We start from the raw sequence: 18478 nt of genomic DNA, 5'->3' as shown, positions 1-18478 counted from the left end.
CTATTTTTCAGTCGCCACAAGCCAAAGGTTCCCGAAAGTGCAAATCGTCTGCCTCGACATGGAAGGTGTGCTGGTCCCCGAGATCTGGATCGCCTTCGCCGAACGCACCGGCATTCCCGAACTGCGCCGCACCACGCGTGACGAGCCAGACTACGACAAGCTGATGAAGTACCGCCTCGACATCCTGGCCCGTCACAAGCTCGGCCTGAAGGACATCCAGGCCGTGATCGGCGAGATGGGGCCGATGGAAGGGTGCAAGGAATTCCTGGACGCGCTGCGCGTGGACTACCAGGTGGTGATCCTGTCCGACACGTTCTACGAATTCGCCAAGCCCTTGATGGCGCAGATGGGCCAGCCCACGCTGTTCTGCCACCGCCTGGAGGCGGACGCCAACGGCATGCTGGTGAATTACCACCTGCGCATGCCGGACCAGAAGCGCGCTGCCGTGAAGGCGTTCAAGGCACTGAACTTCAAGGTCATCGCCGCGGGTGATTCGTACAACGACACCGCCATGCTGGGCGAAGCCCACGCTGGCATCCTGATGCACCCGCCCGAAAACGTGGTGCGCGAATTCCCGCAATATCCGGTGGTGCGTACCTACGATGACCTGCGCGCCGAAATCGATCGCGCCGCCGCGCGGATCGCCGAGTAGCGAGCCAGACCATGCCCCATCTGGTCATTGAATACACCGCCAACCTGACCGCCGGCTTCGACGCCGCGCAGGCGCTCAAGGCTGCCAACCGCAGCCTGATCGAGAGCGGGGAATTCGAGCCGGACAACATCAAGTCGCGCGTCGTCCCGCTGGCGGATTTCCGCGTCGGCGACCGCGACGAGGGGCATGCCTTCATCCACGCTCACCTGCATATCCTGCCGGGCCGCAGCGAATCCCAGCGCGCGGCCATCGCCAAGCGCCTGCGCGATGCCTTGCGGCTGCAATATCGTCCGCTGCCCGGTGTGAGTACCCAAATCACCGTCGAGGTGCTCGAACTGCGCCGCGACACTTACACCAAGGTCGTCGTCTGACTTTGTGACTTGATCGCCATGCCTTCGCAACGCTTCTATACCCTCACCGCCTCCTGCCCCGATCGGGTGGGCATCGTGGCCCGCGTCTCCTCCTTCATTGCCGAACTGGGCGGCTGGATTCTCGAGACCAACCTTCACGCCGACCGCGAGGCCAACCGATACTTCATGCGGATCGAGGTCAAGGCCGATTCGCTGCCGTTCCTGCTGGCCGAATTTCGCGACCGCTTCCGCCCGCTGGCCGAAGACTTCGAGATGAAGTGGAAGATCAACGACAGCGCGGTGAAGAAGCGCGTGGTGCTGATGGTCAGCAAGCAGGAGCACTGCCTGTACGACTTGCTGGCGCGTTGGCAGAGCAAGGAACTCGACATCGAAATCCCGTGCGTGATTTCCAATCACGACACCTTCCGTGGATTCGTCGAGTGGCACGGCATTCCGTTCCACCATGTGCCGGTGACGCCCGACAACAAGGCCGGCGCGTATGCCGAGGTCAAGCGCATCTTCGACGACGTGCGCGGCGACACCATGGTGCTGGCGCGCTACATGCAGATTCTCTCGCCGGAACTGTGCGCGGCCTACCCGGGCCGCATCCTCAACATCCACCACAGCTTCCTGCCCAGCTTCGTCGGCGCCAAGCCTTACCACCAGGCTTACCAGCGCGGCGTGAAGCTGATCGGTGCGACATGCCACTACGTGACCGAAGAGCTCGATCAGGGGCCGATCATCGAGCAGGACGTGATCCGCGTCGATCACTCCGATTCGCCCGAAGACATGGTCCGCTACGGCAAGGACATCGAAAAAACCGTATTGGCGCGTGGCCTGCGTTTCCACCTCGAAGACCGTGTGCTGGTCCACGGCAACAAGACCGTTGTCTTCCGCTGACACGGGGCGGGCAGGGCTGTTTCGGCCTGTGCTCCGCTGCCATCCACAGAAAAGAAAGGCCGCTTGCGCGGCCTTTTTTGCGCCCGGCGGCGTCTAGTACCAGAGCACGTATGCCTGGACGGCAAGCGCGATGACCACCAGCGCTGCGAGGGTCCAGGTGGCGCGCGTCTGCCGCCGCTGCTGTCGTTCCAGCGCGGCAATCTGCTCCGGCAGCAGGTCGCGCGATTCATTGAGCAGTGCGCGATGCACCAGGCGCGGCATCTGCGGCAGCACCACGGCCCAGCCGGGTGCTTCTTCCTTGACATGGCGTATGAGCGCGCGCCAGCCGACCTGCTCGTTCATCCAGCGTTCGAGGAAAGGCTTGGCGGTCTTCCACAGGTCGAGGTCCGGATCCAGTTCGCGTCCGAGCCCTTCGATGTTGAGCAAGGTCTTCTGTAGCATGACCAGTTGCGGCTGCACTTCCATGTTGAAGCGACGGGCCGTCTGGAACAGGCGCAGCAGCGTTTTGCCGAAGGAGATGTCGCGCAGCGGACGATCGAAGATCGGCTCGCACACGGCGCGGATCGCGGTTTCGAAGTCATCGACGCGGGTGTCGGCCGGCACCCAGCCGGCGTCCACGTGGGCCTGCGCCACGCGGCGATAGTCGCGCTGGAAGAAGGCCAGGAAATTGGTCGCCAGGTATTGTTTGTCGCGCTCGTTGAGCGTGCCCATGATGCCGAAGTCGAGCGCGATGTACTGGCCGCGCATCGGGCCTTCGATCTTCACGAAGATGTTGCCCGGGTGCATGTCGGCGTGGAAAAAGCCGTCACGGAATACCTGCGTGAAGAATATTTCCACGCCGGCCCGCGACAGCGCCGACATGTCGACGCCTTGAGCGCGCAATGTCTCGGTCTGCGAGATGGGCGTGCCGTACATGCGCTCCATCACCATCACCGACGGCGAGCAGTAGTCCCAGTACACCTCGGGCACGGCCAGCAGTGGTGACCCGCGGAAGTTGCGGCGCAACTGCGAGCAGTTGCCGGCTTCGCGCATCAGGTCCAGCTCATCGCGCAGGTGGCGCGAGAATTCCGCCACCACTTCGCGTGGCTTGAGGCGGCGGCCTTCCACCCACAGCTTTTCGATCAGCGTCGCGGCCACTTCCATCAGCGCCACGTCGTTGTCGATGACGCGATCGATGCCCGGTCGCAGGACCTTGATGGCGACTTCGGTGCCATCCGGCAATTCGCCGAAGTGCACCTGTGCGATCGACGCCGACGCCACCGGCGTGCGCTCGAAGCGGTGAAAGACGGTGTCGACCGGTTGGCCGAATTCGGCTTCGATGAGCTCGACGGCCAGCGCGCTGTCGAAAGGCGGCACGCGGTCCTGCAGGCGCGATAGTTCGATGACGAGGTCGGCCGGCAGGAGATCGCGGCGGGTCGACAGCATCTGGCCGAACTTGACGAAGATGGGACCGAGCGATTCCAGCGCGCGGCGCAGGCGCACCGCGCGGGGCTCATCGAAATGGCGGCGGGGCAGCAGTCGACGCAACCATTCGCCAACCCGGGTGGTCGATGCGCGGTCCAGGATCATCTGGTCCAGGCCGAATCGAAGACTGACGCGGGCTATCTTGGCGAGGCGAAACAGACGCACGGGCGAGCGCTTTCCACAGGCAAAGGAGCGATGTTAGCCGAAAAGGGGCGCGATCCCGCGGACCGGTTCCGTGCGACGGGCGGGCGTGCGGGTGGGCGCGGTACAATTGCCGGCTCTTTTGTCTTCTTCGAGGTGCTGGCCGTCATGTCCCGACCGCGCAACGACACGCTGCTGCGCGCCTTGCTGCGCCAGCCGACCGAATACACCCCTGTCTGGCTGATGCGCCAGGCCGGCCGCTACCTGCCGGAGTACCGCGCCACGCGCGCGCATGCCGGCAGTTTCATGGATCTGTGCCGGTCATCTGCGTTTGCCACCGAAGTGACGCTCCAGCCACTCGAGCGCTATGCGCTGGATGCTGCCATCCTGTTTTCGGACATCCTGACCGTGCCGGACGCGATGGGGCTGGGCCTGTCGTTCGTCGAAGGCGAAGGGCCGCGTTTTGAACGCCCGCTGCGCGACGCCGACGCCATTCGCGCGCTGGCCGTGCCGCCGATGGAGTCGCTGCAATACGTGTTCGACGCGGTGGCTTCCATCCGCCGTGCGCTCAAGGACTCGGTGCCCTTGATCGGGTTCTCGGGCAGCCCCTTCACGCTGGCCTGTTACATGATCGAAGGCGGCTCGTCGAGTGACTTCCGCAACGTCAAGGCGCTGATGTACAGCCGTCCCGAACTGCTGCATCACATCCTCGACGTCAACGCCCGCACCGTCACGGACTATCTGAACGCCCAGATCGCCCACGGCGCACAGGCGCTGATGATCTTCGACACCTGGGGCGGCGTGCTGGCGCCAGATGCCTACCGCGAGTTTTCGCTGCGCTACATGCAGCAGATCGTCGATGGTCTGGAGCGCCGGTACGAAGGCGAAGACGTGCCGATCGTGCTGTTCACTAAGGGCGGTGGGCAGTGGATCGAGGACATCGCGGCCACCGGTTGCGACGCAGTGGGACTGGACTGGACGACCGACATCGGCGTGGCCCGGGCGCGAGTCGGGCATCAAGTCGCCCTGCAGGGCAACCTCGATCCGGGTGTGCTGATGGGGGCGCCCGATCACGTTGCCATCGAAGCGCGTCGGGTGCTCGATGCCTATGGCCCTCACTACGGTCACGTCTTCAACCTGGGGCACGGCATTTCGCAGTTCACGCCGCACGATAACGTGCGCGTGCTGGTGGATACGGTGCATGAATACAGTCGCACCATGCTGGCTCAGGTGATGCCGCCTGATCACGATTACGGTACAGATGAAGCGGGTGACTCTGGCGTGGGGCTCTGGCTGCCGTCATGACAGCAAGGGGCGTTCACGTTCTTTTGTAGCAATACGGTGGACGTCCCCTGCTTTTTTGGGGACGTATGCATGTGACGACACACTGTGACACATTTTTAAAGCCTCCCATGCCGTAAAGCCCGGTCTGGCAAGGCTTTTCAGAGCATGCAATTTGCATGAAACAGGTTGGGGTCGTTCGATTCTCCTGTTACTTATGCACAAGTCCGACTCTTTCGTGAGTCAGTTCTTGGTTACACATAAGACGTTTCGATGACCCGCTTTAAGCTATTGAAAATTAAGGAAAATACCAGGAGTGCTGGGTGCTATCACGAATTGCTTGCCGTGCGCAAGCGTGTTCAGGCAGCGACTGTGGCGGCTCACTACTCACAATTTTATCCACAGGCTTCCGTGCACAATGGCTGAATGGACGACGGACCAATGGTTTGCCCTCATTCGCGCGTAAAACACTTCATAAAGCGCGCGCAACTGATTGAATAAAATACAAAAACTGTGAATTTACGTGCGTCGTGACCCGCATCGTCCGCATCGCCCTACCGATACCAAAGCCCCAACTATTTGATTACATTTCGGAAAGTCAAATTCCGCCGGTAATCGGACAGTGCGCGCGCGTGCCCTTTGGGGCAGGCGAGAAGACAGGAGTGATCGTGGGGGTTGACCCACAGGACCATCCTCCTGTGGACAAACTGAGGACAGTTCGTGAGGTCCTGGCGGATGTGCCGCCCATGCCGCATTCCTGGCTGGCGCTGACCGATTTCGCCGCGCGCTACTACCAGCATCCGTTGGGGGAAGTCATTGCCACCGCCCTCCCGCCGGGTCTGAAACGGGCCGTGCGCTTGCCACGTGAAGACGATCCTCTGCTCGCCGCCACGGCGGATGGTATGGCTGCCCGCGCCGCGGCGAACCGCCAGACGCGCGCCTTGGCCGTCGTGGGCGAACTCGAAGCTCGCGGGCCGCTGCGCCGCGCAGTGTTGCTCGCCGCGCTGGGTGATACCGCGGGCGCGGCCATCCGTGAAGCGCGCAAGCGCGGTTGGGTCGATGTGGCCGTGGCGTCCTCCGACATCCGGCCGGCTGGTTCGCTGCCCCTCAATGCCGACCAATCTGCCGCCGTCAACGCAGTCAGTGCCGCGCTTGGCGGCTTTGCTTCGTTTCTGTTGCATGGCGTGACCGGCAGCGGCAAGACCGAGGTCTATCTGCAACTCATCGCGGCTGCCCTCGCGCAAGGCAGGCAAGCGTTGATGCTGGTGCCGGAAATCGGCCTTACGCCGCAATTGCTGGAGCGCGTGGCGGAACGCTTCCCCGGCGCGCGATGGCTGGCGCTGCACAGCGGGTTGGCTGACGGAGCGCGCTCCCGCGGCTTCATCGAGGCGTTGCGCGGCGACGTGGACATCGTGCTCGGCACGCGCTTGTCAGTGTTCGTGCCGCTGCCGCGTCTCGGGCTGATCGTCATCGACGAGGAGCACGACGCCTCTTTCAAGCAACAGGACGGGTTGCGTTATTCCGCTCGTGATCTGGCTGTGTGGCGAGCACGTAACGAATCGGTGCCCATCGTGCTCGGGTCGGCCACACCGTCGCTGGAGACCTGGTTGCACGCGCAGGCCGGACGCTATACGCGCCTTGCCATGCCACGCCCGGCCGTGGCCGCCAACCCACCGACGATCCGCGTCATCGACACGCGTCGGGCGCGGCTCGATCAAGGTCTGTCGGGCCCGATGCTCCAGGCCATCGAATCCCGTCTGGCGGCCGGCGAACAGAGTCTCGTGTTTCTCAACCGCCGCGGCTATGCCCCCGTGGTGAGCTGCGGCGCGTGCGGCTGGGTGAGTGCGTGCGACCACTGCTCGGCCAACATGGTGTTCCATCATGCGGACAACCTGCTGCGCTGCCACCATTGTGGTTCGGAGCGCCGCGCGCCGCGCTCCTGCCCGCAATGCGGTGCGCAGGACATTCATGCCTTTGGGCGCGGAACGCAGCGGATCGAAGAACGATTGGGCGAGCACTTTCCACAGGCACGCATCCTGCGCGTGGACCGCGACGCCGTGCGTTCGCCCGCACAGTGGGAAGACGTCCGCAACCAGATCGCGCGGGGCGAGGTCGACGTACTGGTTGGTACGCAGATGCTGGCCAAGGGGCACGACTTTCCTCGCCTGACACTCGTAGGCGTGGTGGGCGCGGATGCTTCGTTGTTCGCGGCCGACTATCGCGCGCCGGAACGTCTTTTCCAGCAGCTCATGCAGGTGGCAGGGCGCAGCGGGCGCGGCGAGTTGCCGGGCGAAGTGCTCATCCAGACCGAGTTCCCCGACCACGCGCTCTATCGTCACCTTGCGCGGCAGGACTATGCGGGGTTCGCTGCCCTGCAGCTCGAAGAGCGCCAGCAGGCGGGGTTTCCCCCTTACAGTTTTCACGCCGTACTGAGAGCCGAGGCGCCCGAACTGGCGATGGCGCTGGCCTTTCTGGCGCAGGCGCGCCAGCATGCCGAATCGCTCGCCACTATGGCGCGTCTGTTTGATCCGGTGCCGATGCGGCTCGTACGCCGTGCCCGCCTGGAGCGCGCACAACTGGTGATCGAGGCCGATACGCGCCCGCAATTGCATGCGCTGCTCGCCGGATGGATGCCGTTGCTCTATGCCGCCCGCACGCCCCGCGACCTGCGCTGGCACGTGGATGTAGACCCCATCGAACTGTGATGTTGCCGCGCCTGCCGGTAACATCTCGGACTGACCGCCTCGACGATATTCGACGTACAAAGGACGCACCATGAACTTCACTGAACGGCTTGCCCAGGCCTGGCAACGCAATAATTCGCTGCTGTGCGTCGGCCTCGACCCGGACCAGACCCGCTTGCCCGAACACCTGCGCGGGCTGCCGGATGGCATCTACCAGTTCTGCAAGGAAATCGTCGACGCCACGGCAGACCTGGTCTGCGCCTTCAAGCCGCAGATCGCCTACTTCGCCAGCGCGGCGGCGGAAGACCAGTTGCAGACGTTGATGGCGTATATCCATCGTACGTATCCGGATATCCCGGTGATCCTCGACGCCAAGCGCGGCGACATCGGCGCCACGGCCACGCAATACGCGCGCGAAGCATTTGAACGTTTTCAGGCCGACGCGCTGACGGTCAATCCGTACATGGGTTTCGATTCCGTGCAGCCGTATCTCGAATACACCGACCGCGGAGTGATCGTTCTGTGTCGCACCAGCAATGGCGGCGGCTCGGATCTGCAGGCACTGGAGTTGGCGGGCGGCCGCAAGCTCTATGAATACGTTGCTGCGATGGTGGCGGAAAAGTGGAACGCCAACGGTCAATGTTCGTTGGTGGTAGGCGCGACATTCCCGCAGGAACTGGCGCAGGTTCGTTCGCTCATTGGCGATATGCCGCTACTGGTCCCGGGGGTGGGTGCGCAGGGCGGCGACGTTGAGGCGACCGTCAAGGCGGGCCGCACGGGCGCGGGTACCGGACTGATGATCAACTCTTCCCGCGCGATCCTGTTCGCCAGCAGCGGCGAAGACTTTGCCGCCGCCGCGCGCAGGGTCGCCACGGCCACGCGCGACGACATCAATCGCTTCCGCTGACCGAACTGTTGCGCACTGTTACGCGCGCCGTGCGGCGCTTCAGGTCCTGCTGTCTCCGCCGTTAATTGCATTCCCGGGCTCCGCCAGGAGCCCCGAATGCAAAGAACGATCCGTCTTGCGATGACCCAGGGTCTTGAAACCTTCATGTGGCGCGGCAGCGTGCCATGGCCGGAACTGGTGGCGGTGGCCGAGCGCGTCGTGGCGTGCTGGAGCGAAGTCACGCAGTTCGTCACCCGGGTGGATACGCGCGAACGTATCTGGACCGTGCGCCACCACAGCACGCCGCAACCGTTCTTCATACTGTCGCAGGACAGCCTGCGCGGCAGCGCGCCGCGCATCGGCAATCCGTTGCCCATGCTGATGCTGCTTGGCATGGCCCGCCTGCGTCCGGGCTGCGTGCAGATTTCCTTTGCCAGCGGGCTGGCCATCGATCCCGATCGATTCGAACTCGATGACCTTGCCGGCCTGTTGCCGCACGCCACGCATGCTGTTCATCGCCGACTCGCCGAACGTGTCCTGACGCGGGAGTAGCTCTTCGCCCGGCGAACCTGCCCGTTGCGGCGGGAATCCTCGTCGCGTTGCGCGTTCCAAGCAGGAACGGATCCTGCGGAAATCCGCAAGCCGTGCGTCGCACGAGGGCTCCCATGAACCGACTCGCCGCTGAAACCTCCCCCTACCTGCTTCAACATGCGGCGAACCCGGTCGACTGGTGGCCGTGGGGCGAGGCTGCGCTGGCCGCTGCCCGCGCACGCGACAAGCCGATCCTGTTGTCGATCGGTTATTCCGCCTGCCACTGGTGCCACGTCATGGCGCACGAGTCCTTCGAAGACGAAGGCACGGCGGCGCTGATGAACGCGCTGTTCGTGAACATCAAGGTCGATCGAGAGGAGCGCCCGGACCTCGATCAGATCTATCAGTCCGCACACCAGATGCTGGCCCAGCGCGGGGGCGGTTGGCCGCTCACGATGTTCCTGTCGCCGGACGGCACGCCGTTCTTCAGCGGCACGTACTTCCCGCGCGAAGCACGCCACGGATTGCCCGCATTCGTCGACCTGCTCGAACGTGTGGCGGCCGCGTATCACGAACAGCGCGACGCCATTTCCTCGCAGAACGAAAGCATGCGGGCGGCGTTGCAGCGTTTGCTGCCGCACGGCGAGGTGGCCGGGGCGATGGATGCTTTGCCGATCGCCAATGCGGTCCGCTCGTTGTTGGTCAACTTCGACGCCCGTTATGGCGGCTTCGGGGACGCTCCCAAGTTTCCCCATCCGACCGATCTCGTATTGCTGCGCGACGCGGCCATTGCTGGCGACGCGCAGGCCCGTCATGCCTTTCTGTTCACCTTGCGACGGATGGCCGAAGGCGGCCTGTATGACCAGCTCGCCGGCGGCTTCTGCCGCTACAGCGTCGACGCGCGCTGGGAGATTCCGCACTTCGAAAAGATGCTCTATGACAACGGCCTGCTGATCGGGCTCTATGCCGATGCGTGGGCGATGACGGGCGACGGGCTCTACCGGCGGGTGGCGAGCGAGACCGCGCGCTGGATCATGGCAGATATGCAATCGCCCCTGGGCGGTTACTATTCGGCGCTCGACGCGGATTCCGAGGGCGAGGAGGGGCGCTACTACGTGTGGCAGCGCGACGAGGTCGCGGCGCTCATCGAAGACCCTGTTTCGCGCGATCTCGTCTTCGAGCATTTCGGGCTCGACGAGCGACCGAATTTTGAAGCGCACGCATGGCACCTGCGCGTCGCACGGTCCGTCACCGATCTGGCTGCGCGGCACGGCATAAGCGAACGCGACGCGCAGGCAAGGATCGACGAGGCTCGGGCGTGCTTGCTGGCCCATCGTCGTACGCGCACCGCACCCCTGCAGGACGACAAGATCCTGGCGAGCTGGAATGGTTTGATGATTGCCGGCATGGCACATGCCGCGGGGGTGTTGAACGAGCTTGGGTGGCTCGATTCCGCGCGGCGGGCGATGGATTTCGTGCGCCGCGAACTATGGCTTGAGGATCGCCTGCTGGCGACGTGGCGCAACGGGCGGGCGCAACTCAATGCCTATCTGGACGACCATGCCTATCTGCTCGGCGCCGCGCTGGAATTGTTGCAGGCAGGCTTTCGCGTGGACGATCTGCTGTTTGCGGGGCGCTTGGCCGACGCCTTGCTCGCCGAGTTCGAAGACACGCAGCAGGGCGGATTCCACTTCACGCGCCACGATCATGAGCAACTGATCCTGCGCCCAAAGCCTGCCCATGACAGCGCCATGCCGGCCGGAAATGGCGCGGCGGCGCGGGCGCTCCAGCGATACGGTCATCTGGTGGGCGATTCGCGCTATGTGGACGCCGCCGCGCGCACGCTCGCTCTTTTCTACCCGGCGATGGAGGCGAATCCCGCCGGTTACAGCAGTCTCCTTGCGGCGCTGGATGAATACACCGCACCGCCCGCCATCGTCATTTTGCGTGGTGAGCAGGCAAAGGCGTGGCATGCCGCGCTGGTGGCCCGTGCGCAACCGGATGCGCTGATCGTAGCGCCGCAGGGGGACAGCCTACCGGCCGCGCTCGACAAGCCGATGACCCCATCGGCCGCATGGGTATGCCGCGCAAATACTTGCCTTGCGCCCATCAGCGATCTGACGTGTCTCATGGAAACGCTTGATAAAGGTCGCGCTTCGGCTTGATGGTTTTCGCTGACCTTAGAATGACCGGCCCCCGCAAGCGCTGAAGGAAAAATCCTATGGTTGAACACATGCAAGCTTGGCAATGCATTGGCTGTGGCCGGATCGACGGTCCACAGAATTGCGTCGGGATCTGTCAGGACCGCAAAGTCAGCTTTGTTTACGCAGAGGAGTACGACCAGCTCGAGAAGCGGCACGCAGAATTGCAGGCGGAGATGGACCGCTTGCTGGTGCTGGTGCGCCAATTCGTTGCTGTACAGCCTCGCAACGACGAATGGGAGAAGTCCTATAAGGGCCTCCAGAAACGCAGCGCCGAACTGCTTCGCGAACTCAAGCACTGACGCCCACGCGTCGCCACAGGGTGACTCCGCCGGCATCCGCTCTGCCGCAGGCCTGCCGGCCTGCTGGCAATACGACGGCAGACCCCCCGCTTCAGTCCGTTGGCGATACAATCGCGTGCCCGAAAATTGCTTGGGTACGGGGCCCGGGGAGGGCCTTTTTCGAGCCTTGCGCCTGCACTCATCATGCTTTTGACTTTTGTCATCATTTACTGGCTGGTATCGATCGCCATCGGCCTCTACGCCGCGCTGCGCGTCCATGACACCAAGGATTTCGCGGTCGCCAGCCGTGCCCTGCCATTCCACATCGTGGTGGCGACGGTGTTCGCCACCTGGTTCGGCTCCGAAGCCGTGCTCGGCATTCCGGCCACTTTCCTGCAGGACGGCCTGGGCGGTGTCGTGGCCGACCCGTTCGGCTCGTCGCTGTGCCTGGTGATCGTCGGCCTGTTCTTCGCCAAGCCGCTGTACCGGCTCAATCTGCTGACCGTGGGCGATTACTATCGCTTGCGCTTTGGCCGTACGGTCGAAGCCATCACGACGATGTGCATCGTCATTTCGTACCTGGGCTGGGTGGCGGCGCAGATCAAGGCGCTCGGGCTGGTGTTCTTCGTGCTGTCCGACGGGGCGGTGTCGCAGGAGCTCGGCATGGCGCTGGGTTCGGCCTCGGTGCTCATCTACACGCTGTTTGGCGGCATGTGGTCGGTGGCCATCACCGATTTCATCCAGATGATCGTGATCGTCGTCGGCCTGGTGTATCTGGGTTGGGATGTGGGCAACATGGCCGGTGGCGTGGTGACCGTGGTGGAGCATGCGCACGCGGCGGGCAAGTTCAATTTCTGGCCGGACTTCAACCTCAATGCCATCGTGCTGTTTGCCGGCACGCTGGTGACGATGATGTTCGGCTCGGTTCCGCAACAGGACGTATTCCAGCGCGTGCAGTCCTCGGCCAATGAGAACATCGCCGTGCGCGCCACCGTGCTGGGCGCGATCCTGTACTTCTGCTTCACCTTCATTCCGATGTTCCTGGCCTATTGCGCGACGCTCATCGCGCCCGACCTGGTTGCCAAGTACATCGATACCGATTCGCAACTGATCCTGCCCAAGCTGCTGCTGGAGAAGGCGCCGCTGTTCGCGCAGGTGATGTTCTTCGGCGCGCTGCTATCGGCGATCAAGAGCTGCGCTTCGGCCACGCTGCTGGCGCCCTCCGTGACCTTCGCCGAAAACCTGCTGCGTCCGATCCTGGTGCGCAAGTGGCCGGACATGACGGACAAGCGCTTCCTGCGCTGGATGCAGGGGGTGGTGCTGGTATTCACGACGGTGGTGACCTACATCGCCATGAGCACCACGCTGTCGATCTACGGCCTGGTCGAAAACGCCTACAAGGTCACGCTGGTGGCGGCCTTCGTGCCGCTGGCGCTGGGGGTGTACTGGAAGCGTTCGACGACGCAGGGCGCCGTCGTCTCGATGGTTCTTGGCCTCGTCAGTTGGGTCACCCTCGAAATGACCGCACCCGCGTGGACTGAGGTATGGCTTCCGCACTTTGTCGGCTTTCTCGTGTCGTTGGTGAGTTTCATCGTGTTCTCGCTACTGCCGCAAAAGGTCAGGACGCCACCGATTCCGGTACCTGGTCACGTGATTCACCATGCCTTGCACGCTTCGTCGCCGCAGGTGGCTGCAGAAGGCAAGGGCGGAGCCTAGGGACGGATGTCGATTCGCACGGGAAGACTACCGGCCCATCTGACTGTCGCTTACGCGCTGCTCACGGTGTATGCCTGTCTCTTCCCGTTCACGGGCTGGCGCGACATCGGGACCAGTCCGTTCGTATTCCTGACGCTGCCCTGGCCGCGCTGGTTTACCTGGACCGACACGATCTTCAACGTGCTCGGCTACATCCCGCTTGGATTCGTTTTTTCCTCCGCGCTGCGCCAGCACCAACGCGGTTGGCGCGCGGTGCTCATCGTCACCCTCGCGTGCGGCCTGTTCAGCTTGTGCATCGAGGCAGTGCAGAACTACCTGCCAACGCGAGTCGCCTCCAACATCGATCTTCTCAGTAATACGCTCGGCGCATTCATCGGCGCCGTGATGGGCGTGCGCTGGGGGCGCGTATTCGATGAGCATGGTGCGCTGGAGCGCTGGCGTCAGCGGCGTTTCCATCGCGGGCACATCGGTGAGCTGGGCATGGTGCTCATCGCGCTGTGGTGGCTGACCCTGCTGGAGCCGAGCAACATCCTGTTCGGCAACGGCGATCTGCGGCCGATCTTCAACCTGCCTGCGCCGCTGGCGTTCTCGGTCAAGCGCTACGTGGTGCTTGAAGCGGCCGTGGTCGCAACGCAGATATTGGCCGTCGGACTTGTCGTCAGGCGCACCATGCGTGAGCCGGCGATGGGCGTGCTGGCCGTCGTCTTCGCCATCGGTTTGTGCGTGAAGATGATTGCGACTTCGGCATTCGTCCGTCCGCCCGTGCCACTCGAATGGGCCAGTCCGGGCGCTCTGCGCGGGATTGCTGTAGGGTTCGCATTGCTGGCGCTCACGTGGCGTCTGCCGAACTGGGCGCAACACACCCTGGCGAGCGTGTCGCTGCTATGCGCCACGGCGTTGGTCAATCTGGCGCCCGAGAACCCGTTCGACTGGGACAACCTCAGCCTCATCCAGCAAGGCAATTTTCTCAATTTCCACGGCCTTACCACCGTCGCCGCGAGTTCCTGGCCGTTCTTTGCGCTGGCCTATCTGACCGCGCAGGGAGCGCTGGCTTCGCGCCGCGCAATGCGGTGAGTGTGGGCAACATCGATGCAGGGCGCGATCGATGACAAACAAGGAAAAGGGCGCCAAGGCGCCCTTTCTTCTTGCACGACAACGGTGGCTCAGGCGCCCAGTTCGGCGGCGGTGCGGAAGTGCTGCTGCGCTTCGGTGACGCGACCGAGTTGCTCGGCGAGGCGCGCGAGTTCAAGGTGCGCGGCGCGGCTGGGTGAGACGGAGAGCGATGCTTCGAAATAGCTCTGCGCCTTGCCCCAAAGTTGCCCGCGCAGACACAGACGACCCAGCGTGAGCAGCAGGCCGGCGTCATCCGGATGTTGCTTGAGCCAGCCTTCGGCGGTGGCGAGCTGGTCGCGCAATTCGGCCGATCTGCAACGACCGTAGAGAACGGCGAGTTCCGGCTCCCAGTCGCGGCGCAGGGCTTCTTCGATGGCCACGGCCGCGTCGCGGTCGGCGCCGGCGCCAATCAGATGCGGTACCGCGCGGCACAGGAAACCGATGTCGCGGCGTTCTTCTTCCGGGATGCCGGCCCACACGCGCTGCATGTTCTGCAGGTCGCCGTCGGCGTCGCGCAGTTGCTCGAGCAGCGCGCGGCGCAGCAATGGCGCAGCCTGCTCGGCGGTCAGGGCGTGGTACTTGCGCAATTGGCGAGCCAGCCGGGCGACCTCTTCCCAGCGTCCGCGCGCCTGTTCGGCCTGCAGCGCGAGCCGCAATGCTGCGATGTGGCGCTGGCCGCCGGCACGCAGTGTTTCGAGATGCATGACGGCTTCATCGAAGCGGCGGTCGGCGATGGCGAACTCGGCTTCGAGCATGAGGCGCGCCGCGCGAATGTCCGCGTCATAGGCGCTGGCCTTGTCCATCCATTGGCGGCGGCGCGTCGGCTCGCGCATGGCATGCGCCGACCGGGCGGCCATCAGCGCGGACAAGCCGCGTGACTCGCCGCCTTCGAACGCTTGCTCGGCGTTGCGATAAGCCTGCCCGAAGCGGCCTTCCATGAACAGGCGTTCGGCGGCTCGCAGTGCTGCGGCGGCACGTTCGCGTTGTTTCGCCGCGCGGAATGCCGCTACGGCGGTCGGCAATGCCAGCGTGCGCGAAATGAAGCGGATCAGCCCGTACATGACGGCGAAAGCCGCGACCCACAGCAACACCAGCAGGTTCATCGAAATCTGCAGGCGATACGGCGGCCATACGAACAGCGCGTACGAGGTGTTGTAGCGCGCGGCGACGGCAAGACCCGAGGCGACGGCGAACAGGGCCAGCAACCACAGCAGGGTGCGCATTACGGTCTCCCTTAGTGCGAGCCGAGCTTGACGCTGCGCAGCGCCGCTTCGGTCTCGTTGAGGGAGGGCAGGTCGACCGACAGGCGCGCGCCTTCGATCTGTTTGAGCTCGGCGATCATGGCGGCCACGGGGCGGGCATCGATGTCGAAGTAACGCTCCAGCCAGCGACGGGCCTGCGTGATGTCCTCGTTGAATACCTTGCCGTCGCGCTGGAGCAACGCCAGGCGTGCCGACAGCAGCCGCAGCCGCAGATTTTCGCGCAGGTAGACCGCTTGCTGCGGCGACAGCAGGGCCGGCTCGGGGCGGTCGAGGCGCTCGATACGTACCAGTTCGCGAAATTCATCCCACAGATCGCTGAAGAGGCCGCCGACCCAGTTCGGCGACCGATCCGAGGTGTCGATCGGTGCGCTGGCAGCAACTGGCGCGCTTGCCTGTGCGGTGCCGGCGGTGCGGCGCGTGTTGCGAACGACATTGCTGCGCGGCGTGGCGGATGCCGCCTTGGCCGGCGTGTGCTCGAAGCCCAGCGGCAGGTTGTCGATGCGGCCGAGCATGGCGTCGAGCGTGACGCTCATGCTGTCGACGTCGGCCAGCGGCAACGCACGCAGGCGATCCATGTCGCGCGCCAGCAGCTTGCGCACGGAAATCAGTTGCGGCCGGTCGAGCGAGGCAAGGCTGTTGTCGGCCGCCTGCAACGCAGCCAGCGCTGCCGGTACGTTGCTCGCCAACTGCAATTGCTGCGAGGCGATGTCGACCGCCTGTGTAGCCTGGGCCAGCGTGCGCTCGTCGCGGGCGCGCGAGAATTCCTGGTAGAGCGAATCGAGCGCGGCCTGTTGCCCTTGAGCCTGCGCTTGCTCGGCTTCGAGCACGGCGGTCTTGGATTGCAGCGTCTGCAAGGTTTCCTGGTTCTGGCGAGCGATGGCGCGCGCTTCCTTGGCGGCCGTGTCGCCGTCTGCCAGGCGCCGGGTGAATTCATTTTGCGTGCGGCGCAATTCGTTTCGGGTGTCCACCCACTGCCAGGCAAGCAGCGCAATCGCAATCATCATGATGATGAGCACGGGATGGCGCCACGAGAATGCGCGTGGTGCCCGAGGCGTACGGGGAGGGGCGGCGGGCTCGTTGGCCGGGCGTTCTAGGGGTTCGGTCATGCCGTGATTCTACCCAAAGTGCCCGCGCAAAGCCGTGACGATGCCCTCATCTCCGGGGGGCACAAGGCTCACCTGTTGTGCGCCAAGCAAGGAAACCGTTTTCGCAATGCGCGGATGGGAGACGAATGCCGGCGTGCATTGCAGGATATCGGCTGCACGCTGGCCGACAATGTCGGCGAAAAAGCGCGCCCCTTCGCTACTCGTGAATACCAGCGCGTCGAGCTTGCCGGCATCGTGCAGGGCAAGGAGCGGCGCCGGATCGGTGGCGGCCTTCCTGCGTCGGTAGCAGCTCACCAGATCCACCGCCGCGCCACGCTCGCGAAGCGTTTCGGCGATCAGTTCCCGGCCGCCATCGCCGCGCAGGATCACTGCGCGCTTGCCCCGTACCGCATCGGTGGCGAAGGCCGGCAAGGCGAGAACGGACTCCGAGTCAAATCCGCTCGCCGGGACGATGACTTCATCGAACCCTTGCTCGCGCAACGCGCGCGCCGAGGACGGGCCGACCGTCGCGACGGCAAGGGTCGCCGGCCAGTCGGTTCGCGACAGGCGCGCAAACGCATGGGCGACCGCGTTGGGGCTGACGAAGAATGCCAGTTGATAATCGTTCAGCCTGCCGGCGAGCGCGCGCAGCGGCGAATCATCTTCGAGTGGAGCAATCTCGATGACGGGGAAGACCAGGGCTTCGGCGCCGGCCGCTTCGATCAGCGCGGCGAGCCGACCGGATTGTTCTTGCGGCCGGGTGATCGCGATGGTGCGGCCGGCGAGGGGCATGTCAGCGCAGGTTGGCGAGGATTTCGCGCGCGCCGCCCGCCAGCAGTTGGTTGGCGAGTTCGCGGCCGAGGCGTTGCGCGCTGACCACGTCAACGTCAGCTGCACCGCCGTGGGCGCGCACGAAGCGCTCGCCGTCAGGCGTCGCCACGAAAGCGCGCATGGACAAACCGTCCGCGCCAGCCTCGCAATACGCGCCGATGGGCACGTCGCAGCCGCCCTGCAAGGCTTGTGTCAGCGCGCGTTCGGCCGCGACGCAGACAGTGGTGTCGTGATCGACTAGCGGTGCCAGCCATTGGGCGACCTCCGGTCGATCTGCCCGCGCTTCGATGCCGAGCGCGCCCTGGCCCGCAGCAGGGAGCGAAACTTCAGTCGGCAATTCGGCGCGGATGCGATCGGCCAGCCCGAGTCGGCGCAAGCCGGCCGCGGCCAGGATGATGGCGTCGAACTGGCCTTCGTCGAGCTTGCGCAGCCTTGTGTCGAGGTTGCCGCGCAGCGGATGGACGCCCAGGTATGGGAACTGGGCATGGATCTGCGCTTCGCGCCGCAGGCTCGATGTACCGACAACCGCACCCGGGGGCATGTCGTCGAGGCTGTCATAGCGGTTCGAGACGAAGGCGTCCTGCGGACGTTCACGCGCCAGCGTGGCAACCAGTGCGAACTCGGGCGGCAGTTCGGCGGGCACATCCTTCATCGAGTGCACGGCCAAGTCGGCCCGGCCATCAAGCAGCGCTTCTTCGAGTTCTTTGACGAACAAGCCCTTGCCTCCGACCTTGGACAACGTGCGGTCGAGGATCTGGTCGCCGCGCGTGGTCATGCCCAGCAGTTCGACCGCGCAGCCGGGCCAGGTAGCTTCGAGCCGCGCCTTGACGTGTTCGGCCTGCCACAGGGCGAGACGGCTTTCGCGCGTGGCGATGACGATACGGGTCGGAATCTTCGGGGTCGAGGACATGTGCTTGTGTGCAAAGAGAAAAAACCGCACTGAGGGCATGGATTTTGCACGGTGCGCGGCCAGGAAGATGTTAACACGCGTGCGGCAAGCCTTCGAGGCAGGCGTAGTCGCGTATTCGGAGGTCCCCGCCGCGCCATCGACGGGCGTTCGCGCGCGTTTATGCTCCAAAGTGGCGCCTCGGGCTGATATA

Annotated in this window: 16 protein-coding genes; 11 read left to right on the top strand and 5 right to left on the bottom strand. The window is 64.4% G+C overall.

What is annotated here, in order from left to right; translation table 11 throughout:
- Positions 1 to 37: 37 nt before the first annotated feature.
- The 3 genes from thrH to purU are packed head-to-tail and all read left to right on the top strand — an operon-like array spanning position 38 to position 1902.
- On the top strand, positions 38 to 652 hold the full coding sequence (thrH, locus tag ACDA63_RS12050; protein WP_373663497.1) for a bifunctional phosphoserine phosphatase/homoserine phosphotransferase ThrH: 615 nt from the start codon (positions 38 to 40) through the stop codon (positions 650 to 652).
- Between the two features lie 11 nt (positions 653 to 663).
- Entirely contained in the window at positions 664 to 1023 is a 360-nt protein-coding gene (locus tag ACDA63_RS12045; protein WP_373663496.1) for a 5-carboxymethyl-2-hydroxymuconate Delta-isomerase, read from the top strand.
- An 18-nt stretch (positions 1024 to 1041) separates the two neighbouring features.
- A complete protein-coding gene (gene purU, locus ACDA63_RS12040) occupies positions 1042 to 1902 on the top strand; it encodes a formyltetrahydrofolate deformylase (RefSeq protein ID WP_373663495.1) in 861 nt (286 codons plus the stop codon).
- 93 nt (positions 1903 to 1995) lie between these two features.
- Here purU and ubiB read toward each other — a convergent pair whose 3' ends face one another.
- Positions 1996 to 3531 (bottom strand): ubiquinone biosynthesis regulatory protein kinase UbiB, encoded by a 1536-nt coding sequence (gene ubiB, locus ACDA63_RS12035; protein WP_373663494.1) that lies wholly within the window; start codon positions 3529 to 3531, stop codon positions 1996 to 1998.
- 144 nt (positions 3532 to 3675) lie between these two features.
- On the opposite strand from ubiB, the gene hemE reads away from it, so the two are divergent.
- The 8 genes from hemE to ACDA63_RS11995 all read left to right on the top strand — a co-directional run bounded on the left by hemE (position 3676) and on the right by ACDA63_RS11995 (position 14161).
- A complete protein-coding gene (gene hemE / locus ACDA63_RS12030; RefSeq protein ID WP_373663493.1) occupies positions 3676 to 4812 on the top strand; it encodes a uroporphyrinogen decarboxylase in 1137 nt (378 codons plus the stop codon).
- A 506-nt stretch (positions 4813 to 5318) separates the two neighbouring features.
- Positions 5319 to 7493 (top strand): primosomal protein N', encoded by a 2175-nt coding sequence (locus tag ACDA63_RS12025; protein ID WP_373663492.1) that lies wholly within the window; start codon positions 5319 to 5321, stop codon positions 7491 to 7493.
- Positions 7494 to 7563: 70 nt separating this feature from the next.
- Complete coding sequence (gene pyrF / locus ACDA63_RS12020; protein WP_373663491.1) at positions 7564 to 8379, top strand: orotidine-5'-phosphate decarboxylase; 816 nt, start codon at positions 7564 to 7566, stop codon at positions 8377 to 8379.
- Positions 8380 to 8475: 96 nt separating this feature from the next.
- Complete coding sequence (locus ACDA63_RS12015) at positions 8476 to 8910, top strand: hypothetical protein (protein WP_373663490.1); 435 nt, start codon at positions 8476 to 8478, stop codon at positions 8908 to 8910.
- A gap of 113 nt (positions 8911 to 9023) precedes the next feature.
- Positions 9024 to 11054 carry a thioredoxin domain-containing protein gene (locus tag ACDA63_RS12010; RefSeq protein ID WP_373663489.1) on the top strand — a complete coding sequence of 677 codons (2031 nt, stop codon included), beginning with the start codon at positions 9024 to 9026 and terminating at the stop codon, positions 11052 to 11054.
- Between the two features lie 56 nt (positions 11055 to 11110).
- Positions 11111 to 11392: a hypothetical protein gene (locus tag ACDA63_RS12005; protein WP_373663488.1), complete on the top strand. Its 282-nt coding sequence runs from the start codon at positions 11111 to 11113 to the stop codon at positions 11390 to 11392.
- A 183-nt stretch (positions 11393 to 11575) separates the two neighbouring features.
- A complete protein-coding gene (locus ACDA63_RS12000) occupies positions 11576 to 13087 on the top strand; it encodes a sodium:solute symporter family protein (protein WP_373663487.1) in 1512 nt (503 codons plus the stop codon).
- Positions 13088 to 13093: 6 nt separating this feature from the next.
- The gene (locus tag ACDA63_RS11995) at positions 13094 to 14161 is read left to right on the top strand and encodes a VanZ family protein (protein ID WP_373663486.1); all 1068 of its coding nucleotides are present in this window, start codon (positions 13094 to 13096) and stop codon (positions 14159 to 14161) included.
- Between the two features lie 89 nt (positions 14162 to 14250).
- On the opposite strand, the gene ACDA63_RS11990 is transcribed toward ACDA63_RS11995, so the two are convergent.
- The 4 genes from ACDA63_RS11990 to hemC are packed head-to-tail and all read right to left on the bottom strand — an operon-like array spanning position 14251 to position 18288.
- A complete protein-coding gene (locus ACDA63_RS11990; RefSeq protein WP_373663485.1) occupies positions 14251 to 15423 on the bottom strand; it encodes a heme biosynthesis HemY N-terminal domain-containing protein in 1173 nt (390 codons plus the stop codon).
- A gap of 11 nt (positions 15424 to 15434) precedes the next feature.
- Complete coding sequence (locus ACDA63_RS11985) at positions 15435 to 16568, bottom strand: uroporphyrinogen-III C-methyltransferase (protein WP_373663484.1); 1134 nt, start codon at positions 16566 to 16568, stop codon at positions 15435 to 15437.
- A 9-nt stretch (positions 16569 to 16577) separates the two neighbouring features.
- The gene (locus ACDA63_RS11980; protein ID WP_373663483.1) at positions 16578 to 17444 is read right to left on the bottom strand and encodes a uroporphyrinogen-III synthase; all 867 of its coding nucleotides are present in this window, start codon (positions 17442 to 17444) and stop codon (positions 16578 to 16580) included.
- Positions 17341 to 18288: a hydroxymethylbilane synthase gene (gene hemC / locus ACDA63_RS11975; RefSeq protein WP_373663482.1), complete on the bottom strand. Its 948-nt coding sequence runs from the start codon at positions 18286 to 18288 to the stop codon at positions 17341 to 17343. The genes ACDA63_RS11980 and hemC overlap by 104 nt, the downstream gene beginning before the upstream one ends.
- Positions 18289 to 18478 lie beyond the last annotated feature (190 nt).

It is taken from the genome of Uliginosibacterium sp. sgz301328 (genome assembly GCF_041807905.1).
In the GTDB taxonomy this organism is placed as follows: domain Bacteria; phylum Pseudomonadota; class Gammaproteobacteria; order Burkholderiales; family Rhodocyclaceae; genus JBGVSA01.
The sequence above is the reverse complement of the archived record's forward strand: the minus strand, read 5'-3'. Positions and strand labels throughout refer to the sequence as shown.

Bases quoted from the DNA above. Each gene is read 5' to 3' on its own strand.
- purU (WP_373663495.1), top strand. From the start codon at position 1,042: ATGCCTTCGCAACGCTTCTATACCCTCACCGCCTCCTGCCCCGATCGG.
- ACDA63_RS12015 (WP_373663490.1), top strand. From the start codon at position 8,476: ATGCAAAGAACGATCCGTCTTGCGATGACCCAGGGTCTTGAAACCTTC.
- pyrF (WP_373663491.1), top strand. From the start codon at position 7,564: ATGAACTTCACTGAACGGCTTGCCCAGGCCTGGCAACGCAATAATTCG.
- ACDA63_RS12010 (WP_373663489.1), top strand. From the start codon at position 9,024: ATGAACCGACTCGCCGCTGAAACCTCCCCCTACCTGCTTCAACATGCG.
- ACDA63_RS12045 (WP_373663496.1), top strand. From the start codon at position 664: ATGCCCCATCTGGTCATTGAATACACCGCCAACCTGACCGCCGGCTTC.
- ACDA63_RS11985 (WP_373663484.1), bottom strand. From the start codon at position 16,568: ATGACCGAACCCCTAGAACGCCCGGCCAACGAGCCCGCCGCCCCTCCC.
- hemC (WP_373663482.1), bottom strand. From the start codon at position 18,288: ATGTCCTCGACCCCGAAGATTCCGACCCGTATCGTCATCGCCACGCGC.
- ACDA63_RS11990 (WP_373663485.1), bottom strand. From the start codon at position 15,423: ATGCGCACCCTGCTGTGGTTGCTGGCCCTGTTCGCCGTCGCCTCGGGT.
- ACDA63_RS12005 (WP_373663488.1), top strand. From the start codon at position 11,111: ATGGTTGAACACATGCAAGCTTGGCAATGCATTGGCTGTGGCCGGATC.
- hemE (WP_373663493.1), top strand. From the start codon at position 3,676: ATGTCCCGACCGCGCAACGACACGCTGCTGCGCGCCTTGCTGCGCCAG.
- ACDA63_RS12000 (WP_373663487.1), top strand. From the start codon at position 11,576: ATGCTTTTGACTTTTGTCATCATTTACTGGCTGGTATCGATCGCCATC.
- ACDA63_RS11995 (WP_373663486.1), top strand. From the start codon at position 13,094: ATGTCGATTCGCACGGGAAGACTACCGGCCCATCTGACTGTCGCTTAC.